The 24,547-nt window shown below is 69.0% G+C and carries 28 protein-coding genes; 9 read left to right on the top strand and 19 right to left on the bottom strand.

What is annotated here, in order from left to right; all coding sequences use genetic code 11:
* Positions 1-22: 22 nt before the first annotated feature.
* Both DRW48_RS02970 and DRW48_RS02965 read left to right on the top strand, forming a co-directional pair.
* A complete protein-coding gene (locus tag DRW48_RS02970) occupies positions 23-955 on the top strand; it encodes a cell division protein FtsX (protein WP_422385759.1) in 933 nt (310 codons plus the stop codon).
* Entirely contained in the window at positions 952-1,743 is a 792-nt protein-coding gene (locus DRW48_RS02965; RefSeq protein WP_114075109.1) for a lysophospholipid acyltransferase family protein, read from the top strand. The genes DRW48_RS02970 and DRW48_RS02965 overlap by 4 nt, the downstream gene beginning before the upstream one ends.
* A gap of 66 nt (positions 1,744-1,809) precedes the next feature.
* On the opposite strand, the gene DRW48_RS02960 is transcribed toward DRW48_RS02965, so the two are convergent.
* From DRW48_RS02960 to DRW48_RS02915, 10 genes are all read right to left on the bottom strand, one after another.
* Entirely contained in the window at positions 1,810-2,043 is a 234-nt protein-coding gene (locus tag DRW48_RS02960) for a hypothetical protein (RefSeq protein WP_114075108.1), read from the bottom strand.
* Between the two features lie 367 nt (positions 2,044-2,410).
* Positions 2,411-2,725, bottom strand: coding sequence for a DMT family transporter (locus tag DRW48_RS02955; protein WP_114075107.1), 315 nt, complete (start codon positions 2,723-2,725; stop codon positions 2,411-2,413).
* On the bottom strand, positions 2,722-3,684 hold the full coding sequence (locus DRW48_RS02950; protein WP_114075106.1) for an acetyl-CoA carboxylase carboxyltransferase subunit alpha: 963 nt from the start codon (positions 3,682-3,684) through the stop codon (positions 2,722-2,724). Before DRW48_RS02950 ends, DRW48_RS02955 begins: the two co-directional genes overlap by 4 nt.
* Before the next feature lie 94 nt (positions 3,685-3,778).
* Positions 3,779-4,213 (bottom strand): molybdenum cofactor biosynthesis protein MoaE, encoded by a 435-nt coding sequence (locus DRW48_RS02945; protein ID WP_114075105.1) that lies wholly within the window; start codon positions 4,211-4,213, stop codon positions 3,779-3,781.
* The gene (gene moaD / locus DRW48_RS02940; protein WP_114075104.1) at positions 4,210-4,461 is read right to left on the bottom strand and encodes a molybdopterin converting factor subunit 1; all 252 of its coding nucleotides are present in this window, start codon (positions 4,459-4,461) and stop codon (positions 4,210-4,212) included. Before moaD ends, DRW48_RS02945 begins: the two co-directional genes overlap by 4 nt.
* Positions 4,458-5,081, bottom strand: coding sequence for a CDP-diacylglycerol--glycerol-3-phosphate 3-phosphatidyltransferase (gene pgsA / locus DRW48_RS02935; protein WP_114075103.1), 624 nt, complete (start codon positions 5,079-5,081; stop codon positions 4,458-4,460). Before pgsA ends, moaD begins: the two co-directional genes overlap by 4 nt.
* Before the next feature lie 106 nt (positions 5,082-5,187).
* On the bottom strand, positions 5,188-6,963 hold the full coding sequence (uvrC, locus tag DRW48_RS02930; RefSeq protein WP_241963430.1) for an excinuclease ABC subunit UvrC: 1,776 nt from the start codon (positions 6,961-6,963) through the stop codon (positions 5,188-5,190).
* A gap of 499 nt (positions 6,964-7,462) precedes the next feature.
* Entirely contained in the window at positions 7,463-8,242 is a 780-nt protein-coding gene (locus DRW48_RS02925; protein WP_422385758.1) for an SDR family oxidoreductase, read from the bottom strand.
* A gap of 10 nt (positions 8,243-8,252) precedes the next feature.
* Positions 8,253-8,450: a hypothetical protein gene (locus DRW48_RS02920; protein WP_114075100.1), complete on the bottom strand. Its 198-nt coding sequence runs from the start codon at positions 8,448-8,450 to the stop codon at positions 8,253-8,255.
* Positions 8,447-9,244, bottom strand: coding sequence for a S49 family peptidase (locus DRW48_RS02915; RefSeq protein WP_114077323.1), 798 nt, complete (start codon positions 9,242-9,244; stop codon positions 8,447-8,449). The genes DRW48_RS02920 and DRW48_RS02915 overlap by 4 nt, the downstream gene beginning before the upstream one ends.
* Positions 9,245-9,465: 221 nt before the next feature.
* Here DRW48_RS02915 and DRW48_RS02910 point away from each other — a divergent pair, with 221 nt between their 5' ends.
* The 3 genes from DRW48_RS02910 to DRW48_RS02900 are packed head-to-tail and all read left to right on the top strand — an operon-like array spanning position 9,466 to position 11,922.
* Positions 9,466-10,062 (top strand): hypothetical protein, encoded by a 597-nt coding sequence (locus DRW48_RS02910; protein WP_114075099.1) that lies wholly within the window; start codon positions 9,466-9,468, stop codon positions 10,060-10,062.
* A gap of 60 nt (positions 10,063-10,122) precedes the next feature.
* Positions 10,123-11,493, top strand: a complete 1,371-nt coding sequence (locus DRW48_RS02905; protein WP_114075098.1) for a glutamate--cysteine ligase — start codon at positions 10,123-10,125, stop codon at positions 11,491-11,493.
* Positions 11,494-11,547: 54 nt separating this feature from the next.
* The gene (locus DRW48_RS02900; protein WP_114075097.1) at positions 11,548-11,922 is read left to right on the top strand and encodes a hypothetical protein; all 375 of its coding nucleotides are present in this window, start codon (positions 11,548-11,550) and stop codon (positions 11,920-11,922) included.
* Here DRW48_RS02900 and DRW48_RS02895 read toward each other — a convergent pair.
* The 5 genes from DRW48_RS02895 to DRW48_RS02875 all read right to left on the bottom strand — a co-directional run bounded on the left by DRW48_RS02895 (position 11,897) and on the right by DRW48_RS02875 (position 15,968).
* Positions 11,897-12,295, bottom strand: a complete 399-nt coding sequence (locus DRW48_RS02895) for a (R)-mandelonitrile lyase (protein ID WP_114075096.1) — start codon at positions 12,293-12,295, stop codon at positions 11,897-11,899. The two genes, DRW48_RS02900 and DRW48_RS02895, sit on opposite strands and share 26 nt — an antisense overlap.
* Positions 12,292-13,029, bottom strand: a complete 738-nt coding sequence (locus DRW48_RS02890; RefSeq protein WP_114075095.1) for a dienelactone hydrolase family protein — start codon at positions 13,027-13,029, stop codon at positions 12,292-12,294. The genes DRW48_RS02895 and DRW48_RS02890 overlap by 4 nt, the downstream gene beginning before the upstream one ends.
* Before the next feature lie 58 nt (positions 13,030-13,087).
* A complete protein-coding gene (gene plsY, locus DRW48_RS02885; RefSeq protein ID WP_114075094.1) occupies positions 13,088-13,690 on the bottom strand; it encodes a glycerol-3-phosphate 1-O-acyltransferase PlsY in 603 nt (200 codons plus the stop codon).
* A complete protein-coding gene (gene pyrC / locus DRW48_RS02880; protein WP_114075093.1) occupies positions 13,677-14,936 on the bottom strand; it encodes a dihydroorotase in 1,260 nt (419 codons plus the stop codon). The genes plsY and pyrC overlap by 14 nt, the downstream gene beginning before the upstream one ends.
* A gap of 63 nt (positions 14,937-14,999) precedes the next feature.
* Positions 15,000-15,968 carry an aspartate carbamoyltransferase catalytic subunit gene (locus DRW48_RS02875; protein WP_114077322.1) on the bottom strand — a complete coding sequence of 323 codons (969 nt, stop codon included), beginning with the start codon at positions 15,966-15,968 and terminating at the stop codon, positions 15,000-15,002.
* 109 nt (positions 15,969-16,077) lie between these two features.
* Here DRW48_RS02875 and DRW48_RS02870 point away from each other — a divergent pair, with 109 nt between their 5' ends.
* Entirely contained in the window at positions 16,078-16,902 is an 825-nt protein-coding gene (locus DRW48_RS02870; protein ID WP_114075092.1) for a uracil-DNA glycosylase, read from the top strand.
* A gap of 10 nt (positions 16,903-16,912) precedes the next feature.
* On the opposite strand, the gene DRW48_RS02865 is transcribed toward DRW48_RS02870, so the two are convergent.
* Positions 16,913-17,746: a protein-disulfide reductase DsbD domain-containing protein gene (locus DRW48_RS02865; protein WP_114075091.1), complete on the bottom strand. Its 834-nt coding sequence runs from the start codon at positions 17,744-17,746 to the stop codon at positions 16,913-16,915.
* A gap of 133 nt (positions 17,747-17,879) precedes the next feature.
* Here DRW48_RS02865 and DRW48_RS02860 point away from each other — a divergent pair, with 133 nt between their 5' ends.
* On the top strand, positions 17,880-18,473 hold the full coding sequence (locus tag DRW48_RS02860) for a YqgE/AlgH family protein (RefSeq protein ID WP_114075090.1): 594 nt from the start codon (positions 17,880-17,882) through the stop codon (positions 18,471-18,473).
* A gap of 69 nt (positions 18,474-18,542) precedes the next feature.
* Here the strand turns inward: DRW48_RS02860 and DRW48_RS02855 are convergent, their stop codons facing one another.
* On the bottom strand, positions 18,543-19,685 hold the full coding sequence (locus tag DRW48_RS02855) for a saccharopine dehydrogenase family protein (protein ID WP_114075089.1): 1,143 nt from the start codon (positions 19,683-19,685) through the stop codon (positions 18,543-18,545).
* The gene (locus DRW48_RS02850) at positions 19,682-20,743 is read right to left on the bottom strand and encodes a saccharopine dehydrogenase (protein WP_114075088.1); all 1,062 of its coding nucleotides are present in this window, start codon (positions 20,741-20,743) and stop codon (positions 19,682-19,684) included. The genes DRW48_RS02855 and DRW48_RS02850 overlap by 4 nt, the downstream gene beginning before the upstream one ends.
* A gap of 113 nt (positions 20,744-20,856) precedes the next feature.
* On the opposite strand from DRW48_RS02850, the gene DRW48_RS02845 reads away from it, so the two are divergent.
* Together DRW48_RS02845 and DRW48_RS02840 are read left to right on the top strand one after the other, a co-directional pair.
* The gene (locus DRW48_RS02845; RefSeq protein WP_114075087.1) at positions 20,857-22,083 is read left to right on the top strand and encodes a putative DNA modification/repair radical SAM protein; all 1,227 of its coding nucleotides are present in this window, start codon (positions 20,857-20,859) and stop codon (positions 22,081-22,083) included.
* Positions 22,083-23,522, top strand: coding sequence for a UdgX family uracil-DNA binding protein (locus tag DRW48_RS02840; protein ID WP_162784662.1), 1,440 nt, complete (start codon positions 22,083-22,085; stop codon positions 23,520-23,522). Before DRW48_RS02845 ends, DRW48_RS02840 begins: the two co-directional genes overlap by 1 nt.
* A 25-nt stretch (positions 23,523-23,547) precedes the next feature.
* Here the strand turns inward: DRW48_RS02840 and DRW48_RS02835 are convergent, their stop codons facing one another.
* The gene (locus DRW48_RS02835) at positions 23,548-24,510 is read right to left on the bottom strand and encodes an L-threonylcarbamoyladenylate synthase (protein ID WP_114075086.1); all 963 of its coding nucleotides are present in this window, start codon (positions 24,508-24,510) and stop codon (positions 23,548-23,550) included.
* Positions 24,511-24,547: the final 37 nt, after the last annotated feature.

Genomic DNA, 24,547 nt, shown 5'->3' with positions numbered 1-24,547 from the left:
GGCCGGACTGGCGCGCAAGACCATGGGTCAGGCGCCGCGCCTTGGCTCGCTCCGCCCGCGCGAGGTCTTGGGCGGGCTTCTGGGACGCGATGCAGGTGCTTCCGGCCGGGTGGTGCCGCCAACCGGCGCGACGGCCGGGCTGGTGGTTGCGACCGCCGCCTCGATGGCGTTCCTGGCGGTGTTCGCACTGGCCCTGGCCCTCGCGACCGGCCGCCTCGCGGAACGCTGGTCCGAGGGGCTGGCGCAGTCCCTGACCATCCGCATCAGCGCACAGGCGGACAAGCTGGACGAGCAGACCCGCACCCTCATGGAGATCCTGCGCACCACCCCCGGCCTCGGCGAGGCCAAGGCGCTGACCGATGACGAGATGCAGGCCCTGCTGCAGCCGTGGTTCGGCCCGGACATGCCGGTCGACGCGCTGCCGATCCCCCGCCTGGTCGAGGTTCCGATCATCGGCCGCGGCCCCGACATCGACGGGCTCGAGTTGCGGCTGGAGGGCGAGGCGCCCGACGCCGTGCTGGACGATCACACCGACTGGCGCCGGCCGCTGGTCAACGCCGCTCATCGGTTGCGCCTGCTGGGCTGGCTGTCGCTGCTGCTGATCGGGGCGACGGCCGCGGGCATGATCACCCTGGCAGCCCAGGCCTCGCTGGCGGCCAATGGCCAGGTGATCCGCGTGCTGCGGCTGATCGGGGCCAAGGACATCACCATCGCCAATGCCTTCGTCCGCCGCTTTACCAGGCGCGCGGCCCTGGGCGCTGCAGGCGGCACGCTGGCCGGGGTTCTGGCGATCGCCGCGCTGCCGCGCATGGATGTGGCGGGCAGCTTTCTGACCGGGCTCGGCTTTACCGGATGGGGCTGGCTGTGGCCGCTGCTGATCCCGGTGCTTGCGGCATTGATCGGCTTTGTCGCCACCCGCCGCGCCGCCATCCGGCGCCTGGCCGAGGCGGCATGAGAGCCAGGGAGCAATATCGTCCCGGCCCGCTCGGGCCACTGGCCTGGCCGCGGGCGATCCTGTTCTATCTGCATATCGCGTTTGCGACGATCCTGATCGGCCTCTGGGGCCTGCCGCAGGTGCTGATCGACCGCCACCGGGCGCAGCGCGTCGCCACCATCTGGGTCGGTTATCTGATCCGTTGCGCCCGCTGGCACCTGGGCCTGACCTGCGAGGTGCGCGGCACACCCCCGCGGGGCGATTGCATAATCGCCTCGAAACACCAGAGCTTCTGGGACATTCTCGTTCTCGCCCATGTCCTGCCGCGCCGCGCCTTCATCATGAAGCGCGAGGTGATGCGGGTGCCGATCATGGGCGCCTATGCCAAGGCTGTCGGCTCGATCCCCATCGACCGGGCCAGCGGCGCCAGTGCGATGGGCCAGATCATCGCCGCGGTCCGGAAAGCGATGGCAAGCGACGACGGGCTGGGCCAGCTGATCATCTATCCCGAAGGTACCCGCACCCGCCCGGGCGAGCGGCGGCGCTACAAGCACGGCGTTGCCACCATCGCCGAGGCGACCGACCTGCCGGTCCATCCGGTCGCGGTGAACGTCGGACTGTTTTGGCCAAGGAAGGGCATCCCGATCCGTTCGGGCCGCGCCGTGATCGAGTTCCTGCCGCAGCTTCCACCCGGCCTGTCCCCGCCCGAAATCATCACCGCCCTGCAGCAGGTGATCGAACCCGCCTCGGATGCACTGATGGCCGAGGCCGGTTTTGTGCCGCCGCCGGCCACTCCGACCCAAGCGTAGCATCACCCGCCAGTCTCCCGCCCCGCCCAGTGCCAGCCGCCGGCGCATTGCCGGCGGCGGACACCGCTAGAGGAACCGCAGATGGTCGTTGCGCCCGCGCGCAGGCGAAGGCGGCAGGCCGATGTCGCGCTGCAGATACGGGCTGAGATCGGTTGGCCCCACCACGCGCACTCGGAAGCGCCGGCGATAGACAAGCGCGACGAGCAGCATGCCGGCAATCCGCGCCGGGCCGTATTGGGCAATCAGACGATCAAGCTCGTCGCGCGGCAGGCCGGGGCCTGTCTCGATTCTGGCAATCATGGTTGTAACCCGCCGGCCACGGATCGCGTCCGCACCGGTCCTTCAGCAATGAACAATGGGGGTGATTGCGCGTGCTCGCGGCAATCAGCACCGGTCCAGGATCAGTAATACGGGCCCGCAGGCCGGCATCACGTCAGTCGCGAAATCCTGCCTGGAATCGCGAGGAATGATCCCGACGGAAGGCGCGATTAGCGGTGTTGTTCACAGTCATCTTCGCCCTCCTTCAGTTGCTGGTGGCGTGGGTATCGTTACGCGCGGGCACTTGCGCGGCGCAACATATTTTTCGCGTGCAATCTGCGCGTCGGTGCAAAGCTGCCACAGGAGCGGCGCTGGCCGCTCTGGCAGCGCGTGCGGTGTTCGCCGAAAGTCAGCCCAGCTTCAGCGCGGCGATCCCGCTGATGATCAGGGCGATGCCGGCAAGGCGCAGTGGCGTTGCCGCCTCGCCCAGCGCCGTGATGCCCAGCAGTGCGACGCCGACCGCACCGATGCCCGTCCAGACCGCATAGGCGGTGCCCGCCGGGAGTTCTTTCATGGCGAGGGCGAGCAGCCAGAAACTGGCAATCGCGGCAATGGCCGTGATCGCGGTCCAGCCCATCCGACTGAAGCCGTCGGACATCTTGAGGCCCATGGCCCAGACGACTTCTAGCATGCCGGCAAGGATCAGGAGGACCCAGGGATTCATGCGCCGAGGCCCCGCGCGCCCATGTTCAGGAACTTCTCGCGCCGGCCCTGAATAAGCCTGGCACGATCGAGGCCGTCCAGTTCGGCCAGCATGGCGGCAATTTCCTCGCCGACCAAAGCGATGGACTCGTCCTTGTGCCTCTGGGCACCGCCCGAGGGCTCGGTGATGATATGGTCGATCACGCCAAGCTTTTTCAGGTCCTGTGCGGTCAGGCGCAGCGCCTCGGCGGCCTCGCGCATCTTCTCGGCGTCCTTCCACAGGATCGACGCGCAGCCTTCGGGCGAGATCACGCTGTAGATCGAATGTTCAAGCATCAGGATCCGGTCGGCAGTGGCAAAGGCGACGGCCCCGCCCGAGCCACCTTCGCCGATGATGACGCTGACGATCGGCACGCCGATCTGCAGGCATTTCTGGGTCGCGCGGGCGATGGCCTCGGACTGGCCGCGCTCCTCCGCGCCCTTGCCTGGATATGCGCCGGGCGTGTCGACCAGGGTGATGACCGGCAGGCCGAAACGATCTGCCAGGTCCATCAGCCGGATCGCCTTGCGGTAGCCCTCGGGGCGGGCCATGCCGAAGTTGCGGAAGATGCGCGACTTGGTGTCCTCGCCCTTCTCGTGACCGATGACCACGACCGGACGATCGTTGAACCGGGCGAGGCCGCCCATCACCGCATGGTCGTCGCCAAAGGCCCGATCGCCAGCCAGCGGGGTGAATTCGGTGAACAGCGCCTCGATGTATTCGCGGCAATGCGGGCGGTCGGGGTGGCGCGCGACGAGGGTTTTGCGCCACGGGTCGAGGTTGCGATAAAGCTCGCGCAGTTGTTCCTCGGCCTTGCGGTCAAGGGCTGCGGCCTCCTTTTCGAGGTCGACGGCACCCTCGCCCTTGCTGGCCAGGGCGCGCAATTCGCTGGCCTTGCCTTCGATATCGGCAAGCGGCTTTTCGAACTCGAGGTAGGTCATCGTAGCGCCCCTGTCGGTTGCGTGGGCCTATATGATTGGACGGGCGATGGATTGCAACGCGGCGCGCGGCGTCGGCCGCTGCGTCCCGAATGCGCTACCACCGTCCCAGCGCATCCTCGTCATCCGCCTTGGCCGCCACCCAGTCCCCGGGGCCGTCCGCCGTAATCTCGCGCTTCCAGAAGGGGGCGCGGGATTTCAGCCAGTCCATCAGGTAGTCGGCTGCGTCGAACGCGGCGCGGCGGTGGCGGGCGGCAGTGGCGACCATCATGATCGGCTCGCCCACGGCGATGCGGCCGTAGCGGTGGACGATGCGCCAGTCGGTCAGCCCGAAGCGCTCGGCGGCCGCAGCGCCGAAATCGGCCAAGGCGCGCTCGGTCATGGCGGGATAGTGCTCGATCTCCAGCGCAATCAGCCGGCCGTCCTCGGACCGGACGAGGCCGGTGAAGGTCACGACCGCGCCTGCGCCCGCGCCAAATCCCGCCAGCTCTGCCGCCGGATCAAAAGGCTGCGATTGGACCCGCGCGCTCATCCGCCGGTCATCGGAGGAAAGAACGCGACCTCACGCGCGCCGGCCAGCGGTGCGTCGAGGTCGGTCAGCACCTGGTCGACCGCTGCGCGGACCGCGGTCATGTCGGCAAAGGCGGCGGCATGCCAGTCGTCGCGTGCGGCCAGCTCGGCAACCAGTTCGCGGACGGTCGTGGCCTCGGTCTCGACCGCCTCGCGGGGCAGGCCGATCCGCTCGCGGAGCCAGGCGAAATAGAGGACATCGAGTCTCATCGCGGGTCCCGCAGGAAAGGCATCGCCTTGCGGAAATAGTCAAAGCCGGTGATCGCCGTCAGGGCGGCGGCGATCCAGATGATCAGCAGCCCGGCCTGCGTCGCGAGGTCCGCCCAGCTGAGCGACCATGGCAGGCCCGGCTCGCCCACGCGGGGCGGGCTGCCATGCTCGACATAGGCAAGCCCCGTGCCGAGGAACAGCACCGCAATCGCGACCATCTGCGCCGTGGTCTTCCACTTGGCGAGCTTGGTTACCTTCAGGGTCGAGGCGTTGCTTCCCAGGAACTCGCGCAGGCCGCTGACGAACACCTCGCGGAACAGGATGACGGTGGCAGGCAGGATCAGCCAGGGGTTCATGCCCGAATAACCGGTGATCACGACGATGGCGATCACCACCATGGCCTTGTCGGCGATCGGGTCCATTGCCGCGCCAAAGCGGCTCTCCAGCCCCCAGGCACGGGCGACGCGGCCGTCGATCCAATCGGTCGCGGCGGCGATCACGAACAGCGCAAGTGCCGCCCAGTCCGCGAAGGGACGGGTGAAATAAAGGAACATCAAAGGCACCGCGGGCGCGGCGACAAGGCGCAAGACAGTCAAAGTGTTGGGAAGGGTCCACCGCATGTGACGAAACTAAGGGTCGGGCGGGGGAAGGGAAAGGGCCAAGCGCAGCGCCGCGGGCGGCGCGCGGTGGCGACGGCGAGGAAACGACCGGATTTTCCGTCGCGGGTCACGTGCCCGTGTGGAAATGGTCATGCACCTTTTGCGCCATCGCGGCGCTGATGCCCTCGACCGCCTGCAATTCGGCCACGCTTGCGCTGGCGACGGCCTTGGCGCTGCCGAAATGGGCCAGCAGGGCGCGCTTGCGCGCGGCGCCGACGCCCGCGATTTCCTCGAGCGGGGTGGCGCTGATCGCCTTGGACCGCTTCGCGCGGTGGGCGCCGATGGCCCAGCGATGCGCCTCGTCGCGCAGACGCTGGGTGAAATACAGCACCGGATCGTTCATCCGCAGCGCAAAGGGGCGTTGGCCGGGGCGGTGGAACTCCTCCTTGCCGTGATCGCGGTCGAGGCCCTTGGCAACGCCAAGGACCGGCACGTCCTCGACCCCCAGGTCGGCGAGGATGCCGGCCACGGCCGAGACCTGCCCCGCGCCGCCGTCGATCAGCAGAAGATCGGGCCAGCAGCCATTCTCGCGGTCGGGGTCTTCCTCCAGCAGGCGCTTGAAGCGGCGGGTCAGGACCTCGCGCATCATGCCGAAGTCGTCGCCTGGGGTGATCTCGGTCCCCTTGATGTTGTACTTGCGGTACTGGCTTTTGACGAAACCCTCGGGCCCAGCAACGATCATTCCGCCGACGGGGTGGCTGCCTTGGATATGGCTGTTGTCATAGACCTCGATGCGGCGGGGCGGTGCGGGCAGGTCGAACGCCTCGGCCATACCGGCCAGCAGCCGCGCCTGCGTCGCGCTTTCGGCCATGCGCCGGGCAAGGCTTTCGCGCGCGTTGCGGTGCGCGTTCTCGACCAGTTCAGCCTTTTCGCCGCGCTGGGGCACGCCGACCGCGACCTTGCGTCCGGCGCGCTGGGACAGCAGCTCGGCCATCAGGTCCATGTCCTCGATTCCCTGGCTGAGCAGGATAAGGCGCGGCGGCACCTTGTCGTCGTAGAACTGGCCGAGGAACGCCTCCATCACCTCGGCTGGGCCCGCGCCCTCGCCCGTGCGCGGGTAAAAGTCGCGGTTGCCCCAGCTCTGGTTGCCCCGGATGAAGAAGACTTGGACGCAGGCTTGGCCGCCGTCCATGGCGAGGGCGATGACATCGGCCTCGGACACGCGTTTGGGGTTGATCGCCTGGACCGACTGCACGGCGGTCAGCGCACGGATGCGGTCGCGCAGCGCGGCGGCGCGCTCATACTCCATGTCGCGGGCCGCCTGCGCCATCTCGGCGGCGAGGTCGGACTGGATGCGGGTCGTCTTGCCCTTGAGGAACAGTTCGGCATCGGCGACGAGGGCGCGGTAGCTGGCCTCATCCACGCGGCCGACGCAGGGCGCGCTGCACCGCTTGATCTGGTGCAGCAGGCAGGGCCGGGTGCGGGACGCAAAGGTCGCATCGGTGCAGGAGCGCAGCAGGAACACGCGTTGCAGCTGGGTCAGCGTGCGGTTGACCGCGCCTGCACTGGCGAACGGGCCGTAATAATCGCCCTTCTCCGATTTCGCGCCGCGATGCTTCTTGATCTGCGGAAACGGATGGTCCTTGGTCACGAGGATATTGGGAAAGCTTTTGTCGTCGCGCAGCAGCACGTTGTAGCGTGGCTTGAGCTGCTTGATCAGGTTCTGCTCGAGCAGCAGGGCCTCGGTCTCGGTCCGTGTGGTCAGGAACATCATCGAGGCGGTGTCGCGGATCATCCGCGCGATCCGCGGCGAGTGGCCGTTGCCCCGGGCATAGCTGGACACCCGCGCCTTCAGGTTGCGCGCCTTGCCGACATACAGAACCGCGCCCTGCGCATCGAGCATGCGGTAGACCCCCGGCTGCGTGGTGAGCCGCTTCAGCTGATCGGCGATCAGCTGCTGGCCGCGCAGGACCGGCGCGGCAGTGGCCGGCGGGGTCGTGCTTGGCGAGGGGGGAGGGGTGTCGGTCATCGGTCGGATCGGGCCCTTGCGTTACTGCCGATCAAGTCCCTTGGCCGCCGCACGTCAAGGGCGACAGGACAGAACCGGGGATGCCTCTGTGGAGGAATCGGGCGACGGATCCCGGGGTACGACTTCTGGAAAGCCAAGGAGAATCTCGTCCACGATTCCTGTGGATAACCCTGTGAGTGCGCAGTGGGCCGGATACCCCTTTGCCAGCAAACGCAGGCTGGCTGCCGCTCTGCCTCTATTTTAGGCACATCAGTAAGTATCTGATTATGAAAGAAAGTTTTTTATTCTGACAACTGTCTGTGATAAGTCGTTCATTTCTGTGAAGGATTTGCGTAGGGGCGGCCGCGAGGTGGACAACTCGACGCGGCGTTCCTCAGCCGGCGAGCGGATCGTTCCCGCCGAGGATGTCTGCGGTGCGCCATTGCAGGTGCTGTCCGCCATCGACGCATATCATCTGGCCGGTCACCGCACGGGCATCCAGCAGATAGCCGAGCGCGGCGCACACATCGTCCGAATCCGCCCCGCGCTGCAGGATGGTCGCCGCACGCTGGCGGGCAAAATGCCCCTCCGACTGGCGGTCGGCCCGCATCGTGGGGCCCGGCGCGATGGCGTTGACGCGCACCGCCGGGGCGAGGGCCTGTGCCCCCATCCGGGTCAGCGACCACAGCCCCGCTTTGGCGAGGGCATAGGTCATGAACTCGGGCGTCGGCTTCAGCACGCGCTGATCGACCATGTTGACGATCAACCCGCGCGCGAGCGGCTCGCCGGCCGTGTCGAGCGGCGGGGGAGGGACTTGCGCGGCGAAAGCCTGGGACAAAAAGAACGGCGCGCGCAGGTTGCTGCCGAAATGGCGGTCCCAGCTTTCGGCCGTCGCGGTCTGCAGTCGGTCGTGTTCGAAGATCGAGGCGTTGTTGACCAGCACCGTCAGCCCACCGAGGGCCTTGGTCGCGGCCGGGACGAGCGCGCCGGTGGCCTTAGCGTCAAGCAGGTCGGCCTGCAGGGTGACCGCGCGCACGCCGAGGGCCCGCGCCTCGGCCGCGACCTCCTCGGCGGCGGCGGCCGAGCGGTCGTAATGGATCGCGACGTCATGGCCGCGCCCGGCAAGCGTCAGGGCCATCGCCCGCCCCAGGCGCCGGCCGGCGCCGGTGACCAGGGCCGCGCCCCTAGCCGTCACGGCGGCGGCCCGGCGGTTTCGTCGGCGGACGATTTGCACGCACGTCGAGGTGACGGGGCAAGCGCGGCGGCAGGGGCCGCACGGGCAGCCCCAGCAGGCGTGCGACGATCCGGCGAAAGCCGGGACCGGCGATGATTCCAAGCGCGCAGATCAGCAGCAAAAACAGGATGACGGCCTTGATGCTCATGTCCGTGCCTCGAATCTTGAAAAGGCCAGGCGCTCGTCGGCCGCGTCCAGAACCCCCTCGGCCGCCGTCAGCCCCAGCCGCCGCAGCAGCGGCGGGCGCATGCCGTAGGGCAGCAGGCGCACGTCGCGACCGTAAAGCTCGCGCAGGCGCGGGACCATGTGGCCGATCCCGTCGGCAAGGCCCAGCGTCACCGCCTCGCGCCCAGCCCAGATATCGCCAGTGAACAGATCGATGCCCTCCGCTAGCCGCTTGCCCCGCCGGGCGATCACCTGCGCCTTGAATGCGGCATGGATCGGGCGCAGCAGCGTCTCCAGCCGGGCGACGTCCTCGGGGCGCTCGGGCCGGAACGGGTCCATCAGCGATTTCGAGCGTCCGGCGGTATGGACGCGGCGCTCGATCCCGTAGCGGGCGATCAGGTCGTGAAAGCCGAACCCGGCCGAGATCACCCCGATCGAGCCGAGGATCGAGCTTTCGTCGCACCAGATGTCGTCCGCCGCGCTCGCCAGCCAGTATCCGCCCGAGGCCGCCATGTCCTCGACAAAGGCATGCACCGGAACGGAATGATCCTCCGCCAGGCGGCGGATGCGGGCGGCGATCAGCGAGGATTGGACCGGCGATCCACCGGGTGAGTTGACGGCCAGTGCTACCGCGACCGGCCGCTTGCGACGAAACGCGCGGTGCAGGATGGGCGCGACGCCGGCATCCGACAGCCCCGGTCGGCCGGCGCCGATCAGCCCCTGCAGGCGGATGACGGCAACGGCAGGTGGCGATGGGGACAAAAACGGGATGCGCATCATCCGCAGATAAGCGCCGCCGGGCCGCGCGGCAAGCAAGCGGTGGACCGCGTCAGGGGCGCGCAACGGAGTGCCTGAAGCCTTCGCCGCACCTCAGCGTGCCGCCGGTCGTTCTGCGGGAGCCTCTCTCGCGATGCGCCCGCTTTGAGCAAACGTGACGGGCACCCGGCTCGCAACGACCTGCGATCCGCGCTAACACGTTCGCAACCTTGGGAGGCTGCATGCTGATCCGTCCCGATCTCGCCCGCCGGCTCGCGCCGTGGCGCCCGGCGCTTGTTGCCGTGGCCGCTATGCTGCTGGGCGGCTGGGTGTTCAGCCGCGGCGGCTGGGTGTTCTGGCCGCTGGGCACGCTGGTCTTCGCCGGGGCGGGCGGCTGGCTGGCGGTCGAACTGGCCCATCTGCGTCTGCGCGGGCGGGCGGACGGGCCGGGCATGGTCGAGGTCGAAGAAGGAATGGTTCGCTACTTCGCGGCCCGCGTGCTGGGCGGAGAGGTCTCGCTTCGCGATCTCGCCGAGGTTCGCGTGCTGCGCCTGAATGGCAGGGCGCATTGGCGGCTGCGCACGCGCGGCGGCGAGGCGCTGCTGATCCCTGCCGATGCCGCCGGGGCCGAGGTGCTGGCAGATGCCTTTGCCGGCCTGCCGGGGGCCGACCTGACCCGTATCGCCGCCGCCCTGGCCCGGGCCGAGGCGGAGGGCGGCCCGGCCGTGCTGGTCGCCTGGACCGCGCCGCGCTCCAACATCCCACCCCCAGACCGGGCCCCGGGCCAGCCGCCGTTCCCGCCGCAAGCCGGGCCAACCTCCCACCTGCCGCCGGGTTGACTCGGCCCCATGGGCGGGCCACCTGTCTGGCCACGTCATGCACCACGAGAGGCTAGTGCCATGTCCATTCCGCAGCAGGGCGGTGGCCTGATCGAACGGCCCGAAGAACTGGCCGAATACATCGCCTCGGGTGAAAAGCCCTCCGCGGATTGGCGCATCGGTACCGAACACGAAAAGTTCGGCTATACCCGCGATGACCTGCTGCCGCTGCCCTATGACGGCCCACGCTCGATCAAGGCGATGCTCGAGGGGATGCAGGCGCGCTTTGGCTACGAGCCGGTGCTGGAACAGGGCAACATCATCGGCCTGACCCGCGACGGCGCCAACATCAGCCTGGAGCCGGGGGGGCAGTTCGAACTGTCCGGCGCGCCGGTCGAGACGATCCATCACACCTGCGAAGAGGTCAATCAGCACCTGCGCGAGGTCAAGACCGTGGCCGATTCCATCGGCGCCGGCTTCATGGGCCTGGGCGCCGCGCCGATCTGGCGGCTGGACCAGATGCCGATGATGCCCAAGGGGCGCTATCGGCTGATGACCGACTACATGAAGCGCGTCGGCACCATGGGCACCGACATGATGTATCGCACCTGCACTGTGCAGGTGAACCTCGACTTCGGCAGCGAAGCCGACATGGTCAAGAAGATGCGCGTTGCCCTTGCCCTGCAGCCGGTGGCAACGGCGCTGTTCGCCAATTCGCCGTTCCTTGATGGCAAGCCGAACGGCTACAAGTCATGGCGCGCACATATCTGGCAGAACCTCGACGAGGACCGCACCGGCATGCTGCCCTTCGCCTTCGAGGACGGTTTCGGTTACGAGCGTTGGGTGGACTATGTCCTCGATGTGCCGATGTATTTCGTCTACCGCGACGGCAAGTACATCAATGCCTTGGGCCAATCCTTCCGCGACTTCCTGAAGGGCGAGCTGCCGGCACTGCCGGGCGAGCGGCCGACCCTGTCGGACTGGGCCGACCACATGACGACCGTGTTCCCCGAGGCGCGGGTCAAGAAATTCATCGAGATGCGTGGCGCCGATGGCGGCCCTTGGGCCCGCCTTTGCGCGCTGCCGGCGCTGTGGGTCGGTTTGCTGTATGATGGCACGGCGCTCGATGCCGCGTGGGACCTGGTCAAGGGCTGGGATCACGAGACGCGCGAGGGGCTGCGCCGCGCTGCCGCCCGCGATGCCCTTCAGGGCGAGGCGAACGGCGTCTCGCTCCACGAGATCGCACGGCAGGCCGTCGACATCGCTCATTCCGGCCTGAAGGCGCGCGCGCGCCCCGGATCGGATGGGCTGGTGCCAGACGAGACGCGGTTTCTGGAGGCGTTGCAGGACAGCGTCGAGAGCGGCCGCGTGCCGGCGGACGAGTTGCTGGCCAAGTATCACGGCGAATGGCAGGGCGATCTGTCCCGGGTCTACGCCGAATATTCCTATTGAACCTTCGGCCCGGCGGCGGCGCGGTCCGTTGGGCAAGGCAAAGCGAGTGATCTGATGCGCGATTTCTTCATTACCTGGATGGAACGGCTGCTGGGACTGTTCGTCGTGCTGTCAGTGCTGGGTGTGCTGACGACGGCTTACTTCACGGCAATCTCGGACCGGCCACAGGCGCTGATCGCGGCCGTTGCGGTCGTCGTCGCCGGGGCGGTGTCCATCATCCTGACCTTCGGCTTTGCCTATATCGCGCTGGGGATTCACGCCAACACGCGGCGCACGGCCGAGGCGGCCGAAGCTATCGCGCGCGGCGGCAGTGCCGGCCGCGGCGCCCCTGCGCCGCAGGGGCTTGTCCCGCAAGCGGGCGCCGCGGTCCGCCGCGCCGGTCCGCCCATCGTTCAGGGCCCGGTCAAGCCCGATAATCTGCGGCGCTGACCGGCTCCAGCCAAGTCACAGCGCTGCCATCCTCGCCGGCTTCCTGCAAGGCGAGGTGGGTCATCGCCGTGTCCGGGGCTGCGCCGTGCCAGTGCCGCTCGCCCGGGGCGAACCAGACGATGTCGCCGGGCCGTAATTCCTCGACCGGGCCGCCCTCGCGTGCCGCGCGGCCGAGGCCAGCGGTGATGACCAGCGTCTGTCCCAGCGGATGGGTGTGCCAGTTGGTTCGCGCCCCGGGCTCGAACGTCACGCTTGCGCCAGCAAGACGCGCCGGCGCCTCGGTGGCAATCGGCGCATCCAGCCGGACACTGCCGGTGAACCATTCCTTGGGCCCGGGTTTCGAGGGCTGGCTGCCCGCCCGCGTGATCCTCATTTGAAGACCTCGGCAAGGAAGGCCTGGAACTGCGCCCAGCTGTCCTTGTCATCAGCCTCGACGTAATCCTTGGTGCCGGGGACGGTGAAGGTGTGGCGCGCGCCGCCATAGATCGTGGCGCGCCACGGCGTTCCCGCCGCATTCAGCTTATCGCCCACCACCGCCAGAGCGGTCAGCGGGGCCGAGGCGTCAGCGCCGCCATGCCATAGCCGCACCGGTGCCTTGGCGGCGGCAAAGTCGGTGTCCTTTAGCTGCCCCAGACCGGCATGGAAGGTGCCGTAGCCCACCACGCCCTCGGGCTGGGCGGCTGCAAGCTCCAGCGCCGCCGCGCCGCCAAAGCAGTAGCCGATCACGACGGCCGACTTCAGCCCCTGCTTCTGCGCCTCGGCCACGCTGGCCTCAAGCAGCTTCACCATCATTGGCCGGTCGCCATACAGCTTCGCGGTCTCGGCCTTGTTGCCTTCCATCGTGGTCGGGCGAACGCCCTTGCCATAGATGTCGACGGCAAAGGTGCTGTAGCCCAGTGCGGCCAACTGGTCGGCGCGCGACTTCTCGTATTCGTTCAACCCGTCCCAGTCGTGGATGAGCACGACGGCACCCTTGGGATTGTCGGCCTTGGCCAAATAACCCTCGAATTCGCGCCCTTCGGCGGAATAGGTCACGGCCTCGCCGGCGGCGGTGGCGGCCGGCAAGCCGGCGGCAGCGATCATGGTCATGGTGAGCACGGCTTTCATTGGTGGTCCTCCCCTAACGGGCGCAACCTAGGCAATGGCGCGGAGGTTCCCCCAAGTATCAGCCCTTGCGGCCGATCCTCGGTTCGGTTCCGGCGCGGAGGCGGGCGATATTGGTGCGGTGCCGGACTGCGATCAGGACCGCCATGCCAAGGCAGGCGAGTGCGATGCCCGGGCGGGCCATCATCAGCGCAATCACCGGTGAGAGGCCGGCTGCCGCCAGTGCCGACAGGCTGCTGATGCGGCTGACCGCCGCCGTCAGCGCCCAGGCGGCGCACGCGGCCAGCCCCAGCGGCAGATGCAGCGCCAGCAGGGTGCCAAGGAAGGTCGCGACCCCCTTGCCGCCCCGGAAGCCCAGCCAGACCGGAAACAGGTGGCCGACGAAGGCGGCGGTGCCGGCGACGATCCCCGCCACCTCGCCACCGAAATAGCGGGCGATCAGCACGGCAATGGCGCCCTTGCCGCTGTCCAGCAGCAACGTCGCCAAGGCGGCACCCTTGTGGCCGGTACGCAGCACATTGGTCGCGCCGATATTGCCCGAGCCGATGGTACGCAGATCACCGAGGCCGAGGGCCCGCGTAATGACGATCCCGAACGGCACCGAGCCGAGCAGGTAGCCAAATATGGCCGCGAGCGCCCAGACCAGCACCTCACTCATGGGCATAGACCTGCGCACCGCCGACCCATGTGCCGAGCACCCGCCCCTCCATCCGCGCTCCGTCAAAGGGCGTGTTCTTGGATTTCGAGCGCAGCGTGAAACGGTCGAGGATGAATGGCGCGTCGGGATCGAACAGGACCAGATCCGCCGGCGCGCCGGCGGTCAGGCGCCCGCCCGGCAGTCCCAGCCGGCGGGCCGGGTTCAGCGACATCGCCCGCCAGAGTTGCGGCAGGCTGAGGCCGCCCTGATGGTAGAGCCGCATCGCCGCCGGCAGCAGCGTCTCCAACCCGACGGCGCCGGGCGCGGCGGCGGCAAAGGGCAGGCGCTTGGATTCCTCGTCCTGCGGGGTGTGAAAGCTGCCGATGACGTCGATCCGGCCATCGGCCACGGCCTCGATCATTGCGACGCGATCATCCTCGGACCGCAGGGGCGGGGTGAAGCGGAAGAAGGTGCGATAATCGCCGACGTCGAACTCGTTCAGTGTCAGGTGGTGGATCGAGGTGCCAAAGCTGACGTCGAGGCCGGCGGTGCGCGCGCGCTCGATCGCGGGCAGGGCGCAGGCGGCGGTGATCTGGTCGGCGTGCCAGCGCGCGCCGGTCAACTCTACCAGCGCCAGGTCCCGCTCGAGGCCCATGCGCTCGGCCATGGTCGAGACGGCTGCGAGCCCGTAGAGCGAGGCGAACTTGCCGCTGGTCGCGGACGCGCCGCGCGACAGGTCCGCATCCTGAGGATGGCCGACGATCAGAGCGCCGATGCCGCGGGCATAGGTCATGGCACGCGACAGCAGCCGGGTGTTCGTGGTGACGCGTACGCCATCGGTGAAGGCGATGGCCCCGGCATCGGACAGGAATGCCATCTCGACCATCTCGGCGCCCTCGCGTCCGCGGGTCAGTGCCGCCTGGTGGCGCACGCGCGCGGACACTTCGGCCGCGCGCCGGGTGGCAAACTCCAGCGCCTCGGGGCTGTCGATGGGGGGCAGGGTGTCAGGCCGGGCGATGATCGTGGTGACGCCGCCCGCGACCGCGGCCGCGGCCGCGCTGCGCAGGGATTCCTTGTGCCGCTCGCCCGGCTCGCCGATCTTGACCCCCCAGTCGATCAGCCCCGGGGCGAGGCACTTGCCGCCGCAATCGATGGTGGCCGCCCCCTCGGGCGCGTCCGCAACGATCACGCCATCGGCGACCGCCAGGCTGCCGATGGCGTCGGTCTGCGCCTCGGGGTCGATCAGGCGGGCGTTGATGAAGTGGAGGTTCATCGCGGACTCCTGAACGGGGCGCGGCAGATCGCGCGCAGGTGCGTGCGGGGCAAAGGGCCAGAGCTACACATCGATGCTCTCCTCCGCCGCCCGCGCGCCGCGCTCGGCACGCAGGTTGCGCGCCAGCAGGTCCATCGCGGCCATCCTGACCGCCACTCCCATCTCGACCTGGTCCTGGATGACGCTGCGGTTGATGTCGTCGGCGATGGTGCCGTCAATCTCGACCCCCCGGTTCATCGGGCCCGGGTGCATGACGATGGCGTCGGGCTTGGCGCAGGCCAGCTTTTCGGCATCCAGTCCCCAGCGGTGGAAATATTCGCGGGCCGAGGGGATGAAGCCGCCGTCCATGCGTTCCTTTTGCAGGCGCAGCATCATCACGACGTCGGCGCCTGCGAGGCCTTCGCGCATATCCTCATAGACCTCGCAGCCGAGGTCGGCCGCGCCGGCGGGCATCAGGGTGGCGGGACCGACGAGGCGCAGCCGGTTCTCCATCTTGCCGAGCAGGATCAGGTTCGAGCGTGCAACGCGGCTATGGGCAATATCGCCACAGATGGCGATGGTCAGGCGCTGCAGGCGGCCCTTGGCGCGGCGGATAGTCAGCGCGTCCAGCAGCGCCTGGGTCGGGTGTTCATGGCGGCCATCGCCGGCATTGATGACGGCGCAATCGACCTTGGAGGCGAGCAGGTTCACCGCCCCCGAATCCTGGTGGCGGACCACCAGCAGGTCCGGGCGCATGGCGTTCAGCGTCAGCGCCGTGTCGATCAGTGTCTCGCCCTTGGTCAGGCTGGACTGGGCCATGGCCATGTTCATCACATCCGCGCCCAGCCGCTTGCCCGCCAGCTCGAAGCTGGACTGGGTGCGGGTCGAGGGTTCGAAGAACATGTTGATCTGAGTGAGCCCCTCCAGCGCGTCGGAATGCTTCACCGTGCGCCGGTTGAAGGCGACGTAGGTTTCGGCCAGATCCAGAAGGCTGACGATTTCCGGCGGGGAGAGCGGCTCGATCCCCAGCAGATGGCGCGCGCGGAACGTCATGGCCTGCCCCTCGATCACGGTCACGTGGGGTCTATCGCAGATGCCGCGCGACCCTTCAACCGGGCGATACCAACTGGCCCCCGAGGCAGGCCGGGGATAGCCTGCGGCCATGATGTCATTGCCCCGATTCCATGGCCACGAGATCGATGGCGCGCTCGCGCTCGCGCTGCTGGAATGGCAGTGCGAGATGGGCGGGGACGAGGCGATGCTGGACGCACCCGTTGACCGGCTGGCCGAGGCGGCAGTCCCCGCGCCGGTTGCGCCGACCGCCGCGCCGCAGGCGCAGCCAGCGGCCCCGGCCCTGATGATGGCGGGCGAAGGCGAAGGCGAAGCCGATGTCGTTGCGGCGGCGCAGGCGCTTGCGGCGGCGGCCACCGATCTGGCCGCCCTTGCCGCCGCACAGCAGGCCTTCGACGGCATCTCGCTGAAGCGGGGGGCGCGGAACTTCTGCTTTGCCGACGGAAATCCCGCCGCGCGGGTGATGGTGATCGGCGAGGCCCCGGGCGAGGGCGAGGACGCGCAGGGCAAACCCTTCGTCGGCCGCGCCGGCCAGTTGCTGGACCGGTTGCTGGCCGCCATCGGCCTGAGCCGCGATGCCGAGGACCCGGCCCGCGCATTCTATGTCACCAACGTGCTGACCTGGCGTCCGCCCGGAAACCGCCGCCCCGATGCGGCCGAGATCGCGGCCTCGGTGCCTTTCCTCGCACGCCATGTCGAGCTGGCAAACCCCGAGGTGCTGCTGCTGATGGGCAACACGCCCTGCCAAGCGGGGTTGGGCCGTGAGGGCATCCTGCGGCTGCGCGGGGCATGGACGGAATGCTTTGGCCGCCCGGCGCTGCCGATGACACATCCGGCATATCTGTTGCGCAATCCGGTTGCCAAGCGCGAGGCATGGGCCGATCTGCTGGCGGTTGCGGACCGGCTGGGGCTGTAGAGGGCCGGCGCTAGCCCGCGCAGCCATCCACTTCGACCGCACGGCCGTCTGCGTCGATCAGGGTCAGCCGCACTTGCGAGGGGTCGAGGTCGAAGGGTTCGCCCGAGGGCGGCACGAAATCGGCGGCGGCGGTGATGGTCGGGCCGTCGACGCTGACCTCGGCCTCGGACACCCAAACCGGCGGGGCACCGGGCGGGGTCATCAGCTCCAGCGCCGCCTTGGGCTGCGGGCCGAGGTCCTGCCTGACGGCGGCGTCGATCCGCAACCCGTCCGCGATCGGGGAGACATGGCAGGCGGCCTGGCCGGACAGTCGCAGCGGCGCTGCCTCCAGTGCGGCCTCGATCACCGGATCGGGCGCGGCGCCAGGCGGGGGTGCTGTCAAGGTGACATGCGCGGGCACGCAGATCTCGCGGCAGAGGCCGAAATCGATGGCGACCTTCAGGTCCGGGGGCGCTCCGGGGGCGGCCGGCGCGACCTCGATCGGCAGGACCAACCGGTCGTGAAAGCCGAGCGTCCGGGTGCCGTTGCTGTCGATCACTTCGGGCGCGGGCCAGTGGAACACGACCGCCCCTTGGTTGGTCGAGCCGGCCCAGTCGAACTCCGGCGGGATGCCGGCATCGCCAGGCGCGCGCCAGTAGGTCTTCCACCCCGGCTGCAACTGCAGGTCCAGCGCGATCATGCGCGTGCCCGCTGCCGTGATCCAGCCGGGCAGCAGCGCCGCGCTGGCAAGGCCGGGGACAGTAGGCGCGCCGGTCTGTCCGGTGCCCGGCGCGGCCGCCGCCCCGCCGGCAATGGCCAGCACTGTCAGAACGGCGGCAGCGGCATGAAACAGGCGGATTTGCATGGCACGGGCTTAGGCGACCGTCCCCCTTGGGAAAAATCACATCTGCGCCACCCGGACCCGAGCGGGGGCCAGCGGGGTTGTGATCCCGACGCGCGACCCCGACTCTTGAGGTTCGCGAGAGGGAAGCGTGGCCATGGACCAGACCGACAACCTTACTGGAAAGCTGCTGATTGCGATGCCGGGCATGGCCGATCCACGGTTCGACCGCTCGGTCGTGCTGATCTGCGCACATTCGGACGACGGCGCGATGGGCCTGGTCGTGAACCGCCCGCTGCGCGAGTTGCAGTTCGACGAGTTGCTCGGCCAGCTAGACATAGACCGCGGCCCCAGCGTGCAGCAGATCGCCGTGCGCTTTGGCGGCCCGGTCGAGCCCGGGCGGGGCTTCGTGCTGCACAACACCGAAGCCGCGGCCAGCCGGGACGAGGACGCGCCCGAGCCGCCGGAGGGGCAACTGGCCATCGCACCCGGCCTTGCCATGACCACCACCCGCGACATCCTCGAGGAGCTCGCACGCGGCTCGGGTCCGTCCCAGGCGGTGCTGGCGCTGGGCTATGCGGGCTGGGGTCCGGGCCAGCTGGAGGGCGAGATGCTGGCCAATGGCTGGCTGACTGCCGAGCGCAGCGATGCCATCCTGTTCGGTGCCGATGACGATGCCAAATGGGCCATGGCCCTGCGGCAGATGGGGGTCGATCCCTCGGTCCTATCGGCGGCTGCGGGGCGTGCCTAGGGGCCCCGTTTAGCGGGCGAGCGCTTCCCTGCCCACGGGGGCGGCGCATTGCATTGCGCAAGCCCGGCTTCAACCTGCGACGAGGTGGTCTACGCGCTGCATATGCTGGGCGATGCGGCCCACTTCGGCAAGCCATTCCCTCGTCAGCGCCGGATCGTCCGGTGCGGCGTGAACGCCCGGCGGGATGCGGCCGGCGGCGACCGCTTCGACCGCGAGGGCGACAGGGGTCGAGACCAGCTGCGCCATGGCGCTGCCACCCTCATTGCCATGGGCGTCCAGCACCCATTCCTTGTGATAAATCGCCTTCCCGCCGCGCTCGGCCCGCAGGCCGACGCACAGGATCACGCGGTCGGCCTCGCCCTCGGCATAGGCATTTTCGCGCCAGAACTGGTCGGCCATTTCGGCGAGGCGAGCCTCGCCCTCGGGGCCGTGCAAGGTTTCGACCTCGCAAAAGACCGGGGTCCAGGCGTCCTGCCAGCCGGCCAGGCGAATGGTGCCGCGGACGAAATTCCGGATCTGCCAAGCGGAGTCAAAACCGTATTGCGCGACGAACGGCAGCGAATCGCGGTTCGGATAGACCTCGAAGCGCTCGGGCACAGGCAGCGGGGCGTCATAGCTGCTGATCGCGTCCCAGGGCCGCGCAGCGGCCAGCTGCTGGCCGTCCTTCAACGACAGCGAGGGCGAGCGCAGTGCCCGCAGAACCCCCAGGGGCGACCAGCTGAACTTGTAGCGAAAATCATTCGGCTCGGCCGGAACGCCGCCGCAATACGAGGTGAAATCGACGGTGTCGCCTGGCGCAGCAATCGCGCGGTAATCGGCCACCAGATCATGCGCCATCATGTGATCGATGCCGGGATCAAGGCCGACCTCGTTCACCAACGCCAGCCCGGCGGCCCGCGCGGCTCCGTCCAGATCGCGCATCGCCGGCGAGACATAGGACGAGCTGACGAAATTCGCGCCCTTGGCGATGCACATTTCGGCCAGCGGGACATGCATGTCCGCCGGCAGCATCGAGACCACGATATCGCCGGGTCGGACCGCCTCAGCCAGCGCCTGCAGGGTATAGGTGCGAATCTCGGCTTCGCGGTTGCCCACGGTGGCCCGCGCCGGTTCGGGATCGCGGTTCCAGACCGTCACGGCCAGCGGCCCGTCCAGCAGCCGGCGCAGGCCCGGCGCTGACGAAAGACCCGTCCCGACCCAATGCACCATCATGACCGGCCACCCTTTGCATGTTCGTCGAACAGGGCGCTCGCGCGGCCCCAGGCGCCGTCCTCGATCTGGTCCAGCCGCGCCAGCACGGGCAGCAGTTGCGCCGCGAAATCGGCGCTGCTTTCGGCCGGCAGCATCGACGGAAGGTTGTCGATCGCCATCACGTCCAGTGGTGGATTCTCCGCCACGCGCAGGGCCGGATGCGCCCAGGTCGTGGTGCGATCATAGACCTTGATCGGGGAAAAATCGCTGGTCGGATCACACGCGATATCGCCGATCACCGTCAACTGCCGGCCGGGATTTTTCGCCTCGGCCGGGACAAACACGGGCGCGCCGGGCTGGGCGAGGATGCAGTTCAGGAACACCTCGTGCTGCAGAACCTCGGGGAAGGGGCCGCCATGCGCGGTCTCGGCCATGTCCCAGCGGGTCACGGGTACACCGACGGCGGTGCAGAAATCCGCCGCGCCGCTGCCCACCCGGCCGCGCGCGCCGATCACCAGCGCGTGCGGGCGCGGGGCGAGGATCGCGTCCAGCTCTGCCCGCACCTCGGCGATCAGGGCATCCTTGCTGGCATAGACCCCGACGGGCCCGCAGATGCCGCCGCGGGCCTGCGCCGAGCGGCATTTCAGCGACACGGCTGCGCCTGCAAAACCGGCCCAATAGCCGAATGCCGCCAGCCGCCGCCCATCCTCGCCCGTCAGGTATTCGAGGTCATAAAGCCGCCCCCCGCCAGCGCGGAAGCGGTCCAGCGGGGCCGCACCCGCCGGCTGGCCCTTGTAGGCATGACCGAACATGATGTGCCGGTGTGGCAGGGGCGTGCCGTCCTCGGGCAATTCCTTGAGGCCGAGGATTATCGCATCACCGGGGGCGGTGACCCAGCTTCCCTCGGAGGCAACGGTCGCACCGGCGCGGGCATAGGCGGCGGTCGGGATCACGCGGCGCGGGCTCTCCTCGACCGTGACGGCAAAGCCGCGGCCCAGCAGTTCGGCCACGCCCTCGGGGGTGATGCCGACCCGGTCCTCGTTCGCCCGGCTCTCGGCCCTGACCCACAAATGCACCATCGCTCGCCCCCCTCATACGTTCTTTGGGCATAGCCTTGCGCTGACAGGGCGACAACGGGTGACAATCCTGTCCAGAGCGACTACAAAAAGAGAACACTGAGGGAACACCACGCATGAAGCCCGACCTCGCCCGCAAGCTTGCCATCCTGTCGGATGCCGCGAAATACGACGCCTCCTGCGCCAGCAGCGGTACCACGCGGCGTGATTCGCGCGCCGGCGGCCTAGGCAGCACCGAGGGCAGCGGTATTTGCCACGCCTACACACCGGACGGGCGCTGCGTCTCGCTGCTGAAAATCCTGATGACCAACTTCTGCATCTTCGACTGCGCGTATTGCGTCAATCGCGTGTCCAGCCAGGTCGAGCGGGCGCGGTTCAGCGTCGAGGAGGTCGTCTCCCTGACGCTGGAATTCTATCGCCGCAACTATATCGAGGGGTTGTTCCTGTCGTCCGGCATCATCCGCAGTCCGGACCAGACCATGGCTGACATGGTGCGTATCGCAAAGACGCTCCGCATTGATCACGGCTTCAAGGGCTACATCCACCTCAAGACTATCCCCGACGCCTCGCCCGAGTTGATTGACGAGGCGGGGCTGTTCGCCGACCGCCTGTCGATCAACATCGAGTTGCCGCAGGACACGTCGATCCGCGAGTTGGCCCCCGAAAAGCGGCCGGAGACGATCCGGGGCGCGATGGCGAGGGTCAAGGTCGCGCGCGAGGCCAGTCGCGAGCGCAGCCACAAGGGCAGGCGCCCCGCGCGCTTTGCCCCCGCGGGCCAATCCACGCAGATGATCGTGGGCGCGGACGGGGCCTCGGACGCGCGGATACTGGACGCCTCGGCCCGGCTTTACACCGGCTATGGCTTGAAGCGGGTCTATTATTCCGCTTTCTCGCCGATCCCAGACAGTTCGGCCGTGTTGCCCCTGATCAAGCCGCCGCTGATGCGCGAGCATCGGCTGTACCAGGCCGACTGGCTGATGCGGTTCTACGGGTTCGAGGCAGAGGAGATCGCCTCGGGCGGGGATGGGATGCTGGACCTTGGGGTCGATCCCAAGCTCGCCTGGGCGCTGGCGAACCGCGGCAGCTTTCCGCTGGATGTGAACCTCGCCCCGCGCGAGATGCTGCTGCGTGTGCCGGGGTTCGGCACCAAGACGGTCGAGCGGATCATCGCCGCGCGGCGCAACCGCAGCCTCGGCTGGGACGATCTGGTGCGGATCGGCGCGCTTATGAAACGCGCGCGGGCCTTCGTCAGCCTGCCCGGCTGGACGCCCGGCGCGATGACCGACGCCGCCGACCTGCGCGCCCGCTTCGCGCCGCCGCCCGAGCAACTGGCCCTGATCTGATGTATCGCGTCGCTCTGCCAGCCGAGCGACTTATGGCGGCGTGGCGCGAGGCGGCGCGTGGCCTCGCCGCCGCCGGGGTGCCGGCGGCCGACGTCGCGTGGCACGGCGGCGAGGGCGAGGGCGATCTGTTCGCCGCCTCGGCCCCGGCACCGCGGGCCGCCCAACCGGGTGGCGGCGGCTTGTCCGTGCCCAAGGACTTTCTGTCCCTGGCCGAACTGGTGCTGGCGCATCGTGACCCGGAGGCGCCGGGCCTCCTCTACACCCTGCTGCTGCGGCTGCAGGCCGAGCGCGGGCTGCTCGCCGATCCTGCCGATCCGTTGGTGCGGCGGGTGCAGGTCCTCGCCAAGGCGGTGCGGCGCGACATGCACAAGATGCGCGCCTTCGTGCGGTTCCGCGAATTGCCGACCGACCAGCCGCGCCGCCGCTTTGCCGCCTGGTTCGAGCCGGATCACCGCATCGTCGGCCTGAACGCGCCGTTCTTTGCGCGCCGCTTTGCAGACATGGACTGGGCGATCCACACGCCCGACGCCTCGGCGATTTTCGAGGACGGGACCCTGCGGATGGCCGCCGGCGCGGATCGGCCGGACCTGCCGGACGACGCCCACGAAGCGTTGTGGGCGACCTACTTCGCCAATATCTTCAACCCGGCACGGATCAAGCTTGATGCCATGAGGTCCGAGATGCCGCAGAAATACTGGAAAAACCTGCCGGAAACCAACCAGATCCCGGCAATGCTCGCGGCGGCAGAGGGCCGGGTTGCCGCCATGCGCGCCGCGGAGGCCACCGAGGCGCCGGGCCGCGCCAGTGCCATCAGCGCCCGCTATCGCAAGGGAATGCCGGCCGCGCCGGCCGAGATCCGCTCGCTGGACGATGCCCGCGCGGCCTGCGGCCTTTGCACCCGCTGCGATCTTTACCAGCACGCAACCCAGGCTGTGTTCGGCGAGGGCGCGCCAAATGCGGCGCTGATGATCGTCGGCGAGCAGCCCGGCGATCACGAGGATCTGGCCGGCCGGCCCTTCGTCGGCCCTGCCGGGCAGGTGCTGGACGAGGCGATGGCGAAGGCCGGCGTGCAGCGTCCCGCCACCTGGCTGACCAATGCGGTCAAGCATTTCAAGTTTACCCCCCGCGGCAAGCGTCGCCTGCACCAGACCCCGAATGCCGGTGAGGTCCAGGCCTGCCGCTGGTGGCTGGCCGAGGAGTTGCGGCTGGTGCGCCCGAAACTGACCATGGGTCTTGGCGGGACCGCGGCGCTGGCGCTGACCGGCCGCAAGGAGGGCATCACGCGCCGCCGCGGCAAGATCGAGGACACGCCCGACGGTCCGGTTCTGCTGAGCTGGCACCCCAGCTATATCCTGCGGATCCCCGACGCGGCAGCGCAGGAAAAGGCGCGGGCGGAGTTGCTGGCCGACCTGGAAATGGCGCGCGAGGTCGTGGGCTAGCGCGCGTCCGTGCGCAGGGGGACGGCTAGCGCGGCGCGGCAGCGCGCCTCAGTCGGTCGTTGATCGCCTCGCCGAGGCCCTTGTCCGGGATCGGGGCGACGGCGATCGGACGGCCGAGGCGGTCGGCCTCGCGCAGACGGTCGAAGAGGGCGGCCGCGGCCTCGGGCAGATCGCCCGTGGCGGACAGGGTCAGCGGGCCGGGGGCGCCGAAGGCAATGTAGGTCTCGTTTTCCTCCGGGTCGATGACGTCCAGGCGCAGTGCGGCGGCGGTGGCGTAGTGGCTGGTCAACTGGCCCGGCGCGGTTGGCTTGTCCCCGGTGCCTGGATCGGCGCGGCGCAAGGGGCGGCCGAGCGCCGCGTCGATGGCGATACGGGGCAAGCCGCCCGGGCGCAGCAGCACCGCCTCGCCCGTCGTATCCCAGCCGATAATCGTGGATTCCAGGCCAACAGGGCAGGACCCGCCATCCAGAACGGCCGCGATGCGCCCGTCCAGCCCGTCAAGCACATGCGCTGCCGTGGTGGGGCTGACGCGGCCCGAGAGGTTCGCGGACGGCGCGGCTAGGGGTGCCCCGCTCGCGGCAAGCACCGCCTGGGCCAGCGGGTGGCCCGGCACGCGCAGAGCCACGCTCGGCAGGCCGGCCGTTACCAGCCCGGCGATCCCGGAATCCTCGCGCAGCGGCGCCAGCAGGGTCAACGGGCCGGGCCAGAAGGCATCGGCCAGGGCCTCGGCATCCGGCGGCAGAACGGCGATCCGGCGGGCGGCCTCGACGTCGGGCACATGGACGATCAGCGGATTGAACTGCGGCCGGCCCTTGGCGGCATAGATGCGCGCCACCGCTGCGCCGTTGCGGGCATCGGCGGCGAGGCCGTAGACCGTTTCGGTCGGAATGGCGACCAGTTCGCCCGCCTGCAGCAGCGCCGCCGCACGGGTGATGCCGGCCGCGTCGTCGCGCAACAATTCGGTCTGGCTCTCGCGGTTGGGCGACATGACGCGGCGTCCGGTTCAGGGCGGCAGGGCTTGCGGC

This window comes from Paracoccus suum (genome assembly GCF_003324675.1).
In the GTDB taxonomy this organism is placed as follows: Bacteria; Pseudomonadota; Alphaproteobacteria; order Rhodobacterales; family Rhodobacteraceae; genus Paracoccus; species Paracoccus suum.
The sequence above is the reverse complement of the archived record's forward strand: the minus strand, read 5'-3'. Positions and strand labels throughout refer to the sequence as shown.

Excerpts from the sequence above, each read along its gene's own strand:
- DRW48_RS02835 (WP_114075086.1), bottom strand. The coding sequence starts at position 24,510 with ATGTCGCCCAACCGCGAGAGCCAGACCGAATTGTTGCGCGACGACGCG.
- DRW48_RS02945 (WP_114075105.1), bottom strand. The coding sequence starts at position 4,213 with ATGAGCGCGCGGGTCCAATCGCAGCCTTTTGATCCGGCGGCAGAGCTG.
- DRW48_RS02915 (WP_114077323.1), bottom strand. The coding sequence starts at position 9,244 with ATGCGCATCCCGTTTTTGTCCCCATCGCCACCTGCCGTTGCCGTCATC.
- pgsA (WP_114075103.1), bottom strand. The coding sequence starts at position 5,081 with ATGCGGTGGACCCTTCCCAACACTTTGACTGTCTTGCGCCTTGTCGCC.
- DRW48_RS02895 (WP_114075096.1), bottom strand. The coding sequence starts at position 12,295 with ATGAGGATCACGCGGGCGGGCAGCCAGCCCTCGAAACCCGGGCCCAAG.
- DRW48_RS02855 (WP_114075089.1), bottom strand. The coding sequence starts at position 19,685 with ATGATGGTGCATTGGGTCGGGACGGGTCTTTCGTCAGCGCCGGGCCTG.
- DRW48_RS02910 (WP_114075099.1), top strand. The coding sequence starts at position 9,466 with ATGCTGATCCGTCCCGATCTCGCCCGCCGGCTCGCGCCGTGGCGCCCG.
- DRW48_RS02905 (WP_114075098.1), top strand. The coding sequence starts at position 10,123 with ATGTCCATTCCGCAGCAGGGCGGTGGCCTGATCGAACGGCCCGAAGAA.
- uvrC (WP_241963430.1), bottom strand. The coding sequence starts at position 6,963 with ATGCTCGATGCGCAGGGCGCGGTTCTGTATGTCGGCAAGGCGCGCAAC.
- DRW48_RS02970 (WP_422385759.1), top strand. The coding sequence starts at position 23 with ATGGGTCAGGCGCCGCGCCTTGGCTCGCTCCGCCCGCGCGAGGTCTTG.
- DRW48_RS02920 (WP_114075100.1), bottom strand. The coding sequence starts at position 8,450 with ATGAGCATCAAGGCCGTCATCCTGTTTTTGCTGCTGATCTGCGCGCTT.
- DRW48_RS02845 (WP_114075087.1), top strand. The coding sequence starts at position 20,857 with ATGAAGCCCGACCTCGCCCGCAAGCTTGCCATCCTGTCGGATGCCGCG.
- DRW48_RS02840 (WP_162784662.1), top strand. The coding sequence starts at position 22,083 with ATGTATCGCGTCGCTCTGCCAGCCGAGCGACTTATGGCGGCGTGGCGC.
- DRW48_RS02860 (WP_114075090.1), top strand. The coding sequence starts at position 17,880 with ATGGACCAGACCGACAACCTTACTGGAAAGCTGCTGATTGCGATGCCG.
- DRW48_RS02955 (WP_114075107.1), bottom strand. The coding sequence starts at position 2,725 with ATGAATCCCTGGGTCCTCCTGATCCTTGCCGGCATGCTAGAAGTCGTC.
- DRW48_RS02950 (WP_114075106.1), bottom strand. The coding sequence starts at position 3,684 with ATGACCTACCTCGAGTTCGAAAAGCCGCTTGCCGATATCGAAGGCAAG.
- pyrC (WP_114075093.1), bottom strand. The coding sequence starts at position 14,936 with ATGAACCTCCACTTCATCAACGCCCGCCTGATCGACCCCGAGGCGCAG.
- DRW48_RS02960 (WP_114075108.1), bottom strand. The coding sequence starts at position 2,043 with ATGATTGCCAGAATCGAGACAGGCCCCGGCCTGCCGCGCGACGAGCTT.
- DRW48_RS02850 (WP_114075088.1), bottom strand. The coding sequence starts at position 20,743 with ATGGTGCATTTGTGGGTCAGGGCCGAGAGCCGGGCGAACGAGGACCGG.
- moaD (WP_114075104.1), bottom strand. The coding sequence starts at position 4,461 with ATGAGACTCGATGTCCTCTATTTCGCCTGGCTCCGCGAGCGGATCGGC.
- DRW48_RS02965 (WP_114075109.1), top strand. The coding sequence starts at position 952 with ATGAGAGCCAGGGAGCAATATCGTCCCGGCCCGCTCGGGCCACTGGCC.
- DRW48_RS02900 (WP_114075097.1), top strand. The coding sequence starts at position 11,548 with ATGCGCGATTTCTTCATTACCTGGATGGAACGGCTGCTGGGACTGTTC.
- DRW48_RS02865 (WP_114075091.1), bottom strand. The coding sequence starts at position 17,746 with ATGCAAATCCGCCTGTTTCATGCCGCTGCCGCCGTTCTGACAGTGCTG.
- DRW48_RS02890 (WP_114075095.1), bottom strand. The coding sequence starts at position 13,029 with ATGAAAGCCGTGCTCACCATGACCATGATCGCTGCCGCCGGCTTGCCG.
- DRW48_RS02870 (WP_114075092.1), top strand. The coding sequence starts at position 16,078 with ATGATGTCATTGCCCCGATTCCATGGCCACGAGATCGATGGCGCGCTC.
- DRW48_RS02875 (WP_114077322.1), bottom strand. The coding sequence starts at position 15,968 with ATGACGTTCCGCGCGCGCCATCTGCTGGGGATCGAGCCGCTCTCCCCG.
- plsY (WP_114075094.1), bottom strand. The coding sequence starts at position 13,690 with ATGCCCATGAGTGAGGTGCTGGTCTGGGCGCTCGCGGCCATATTTGGC.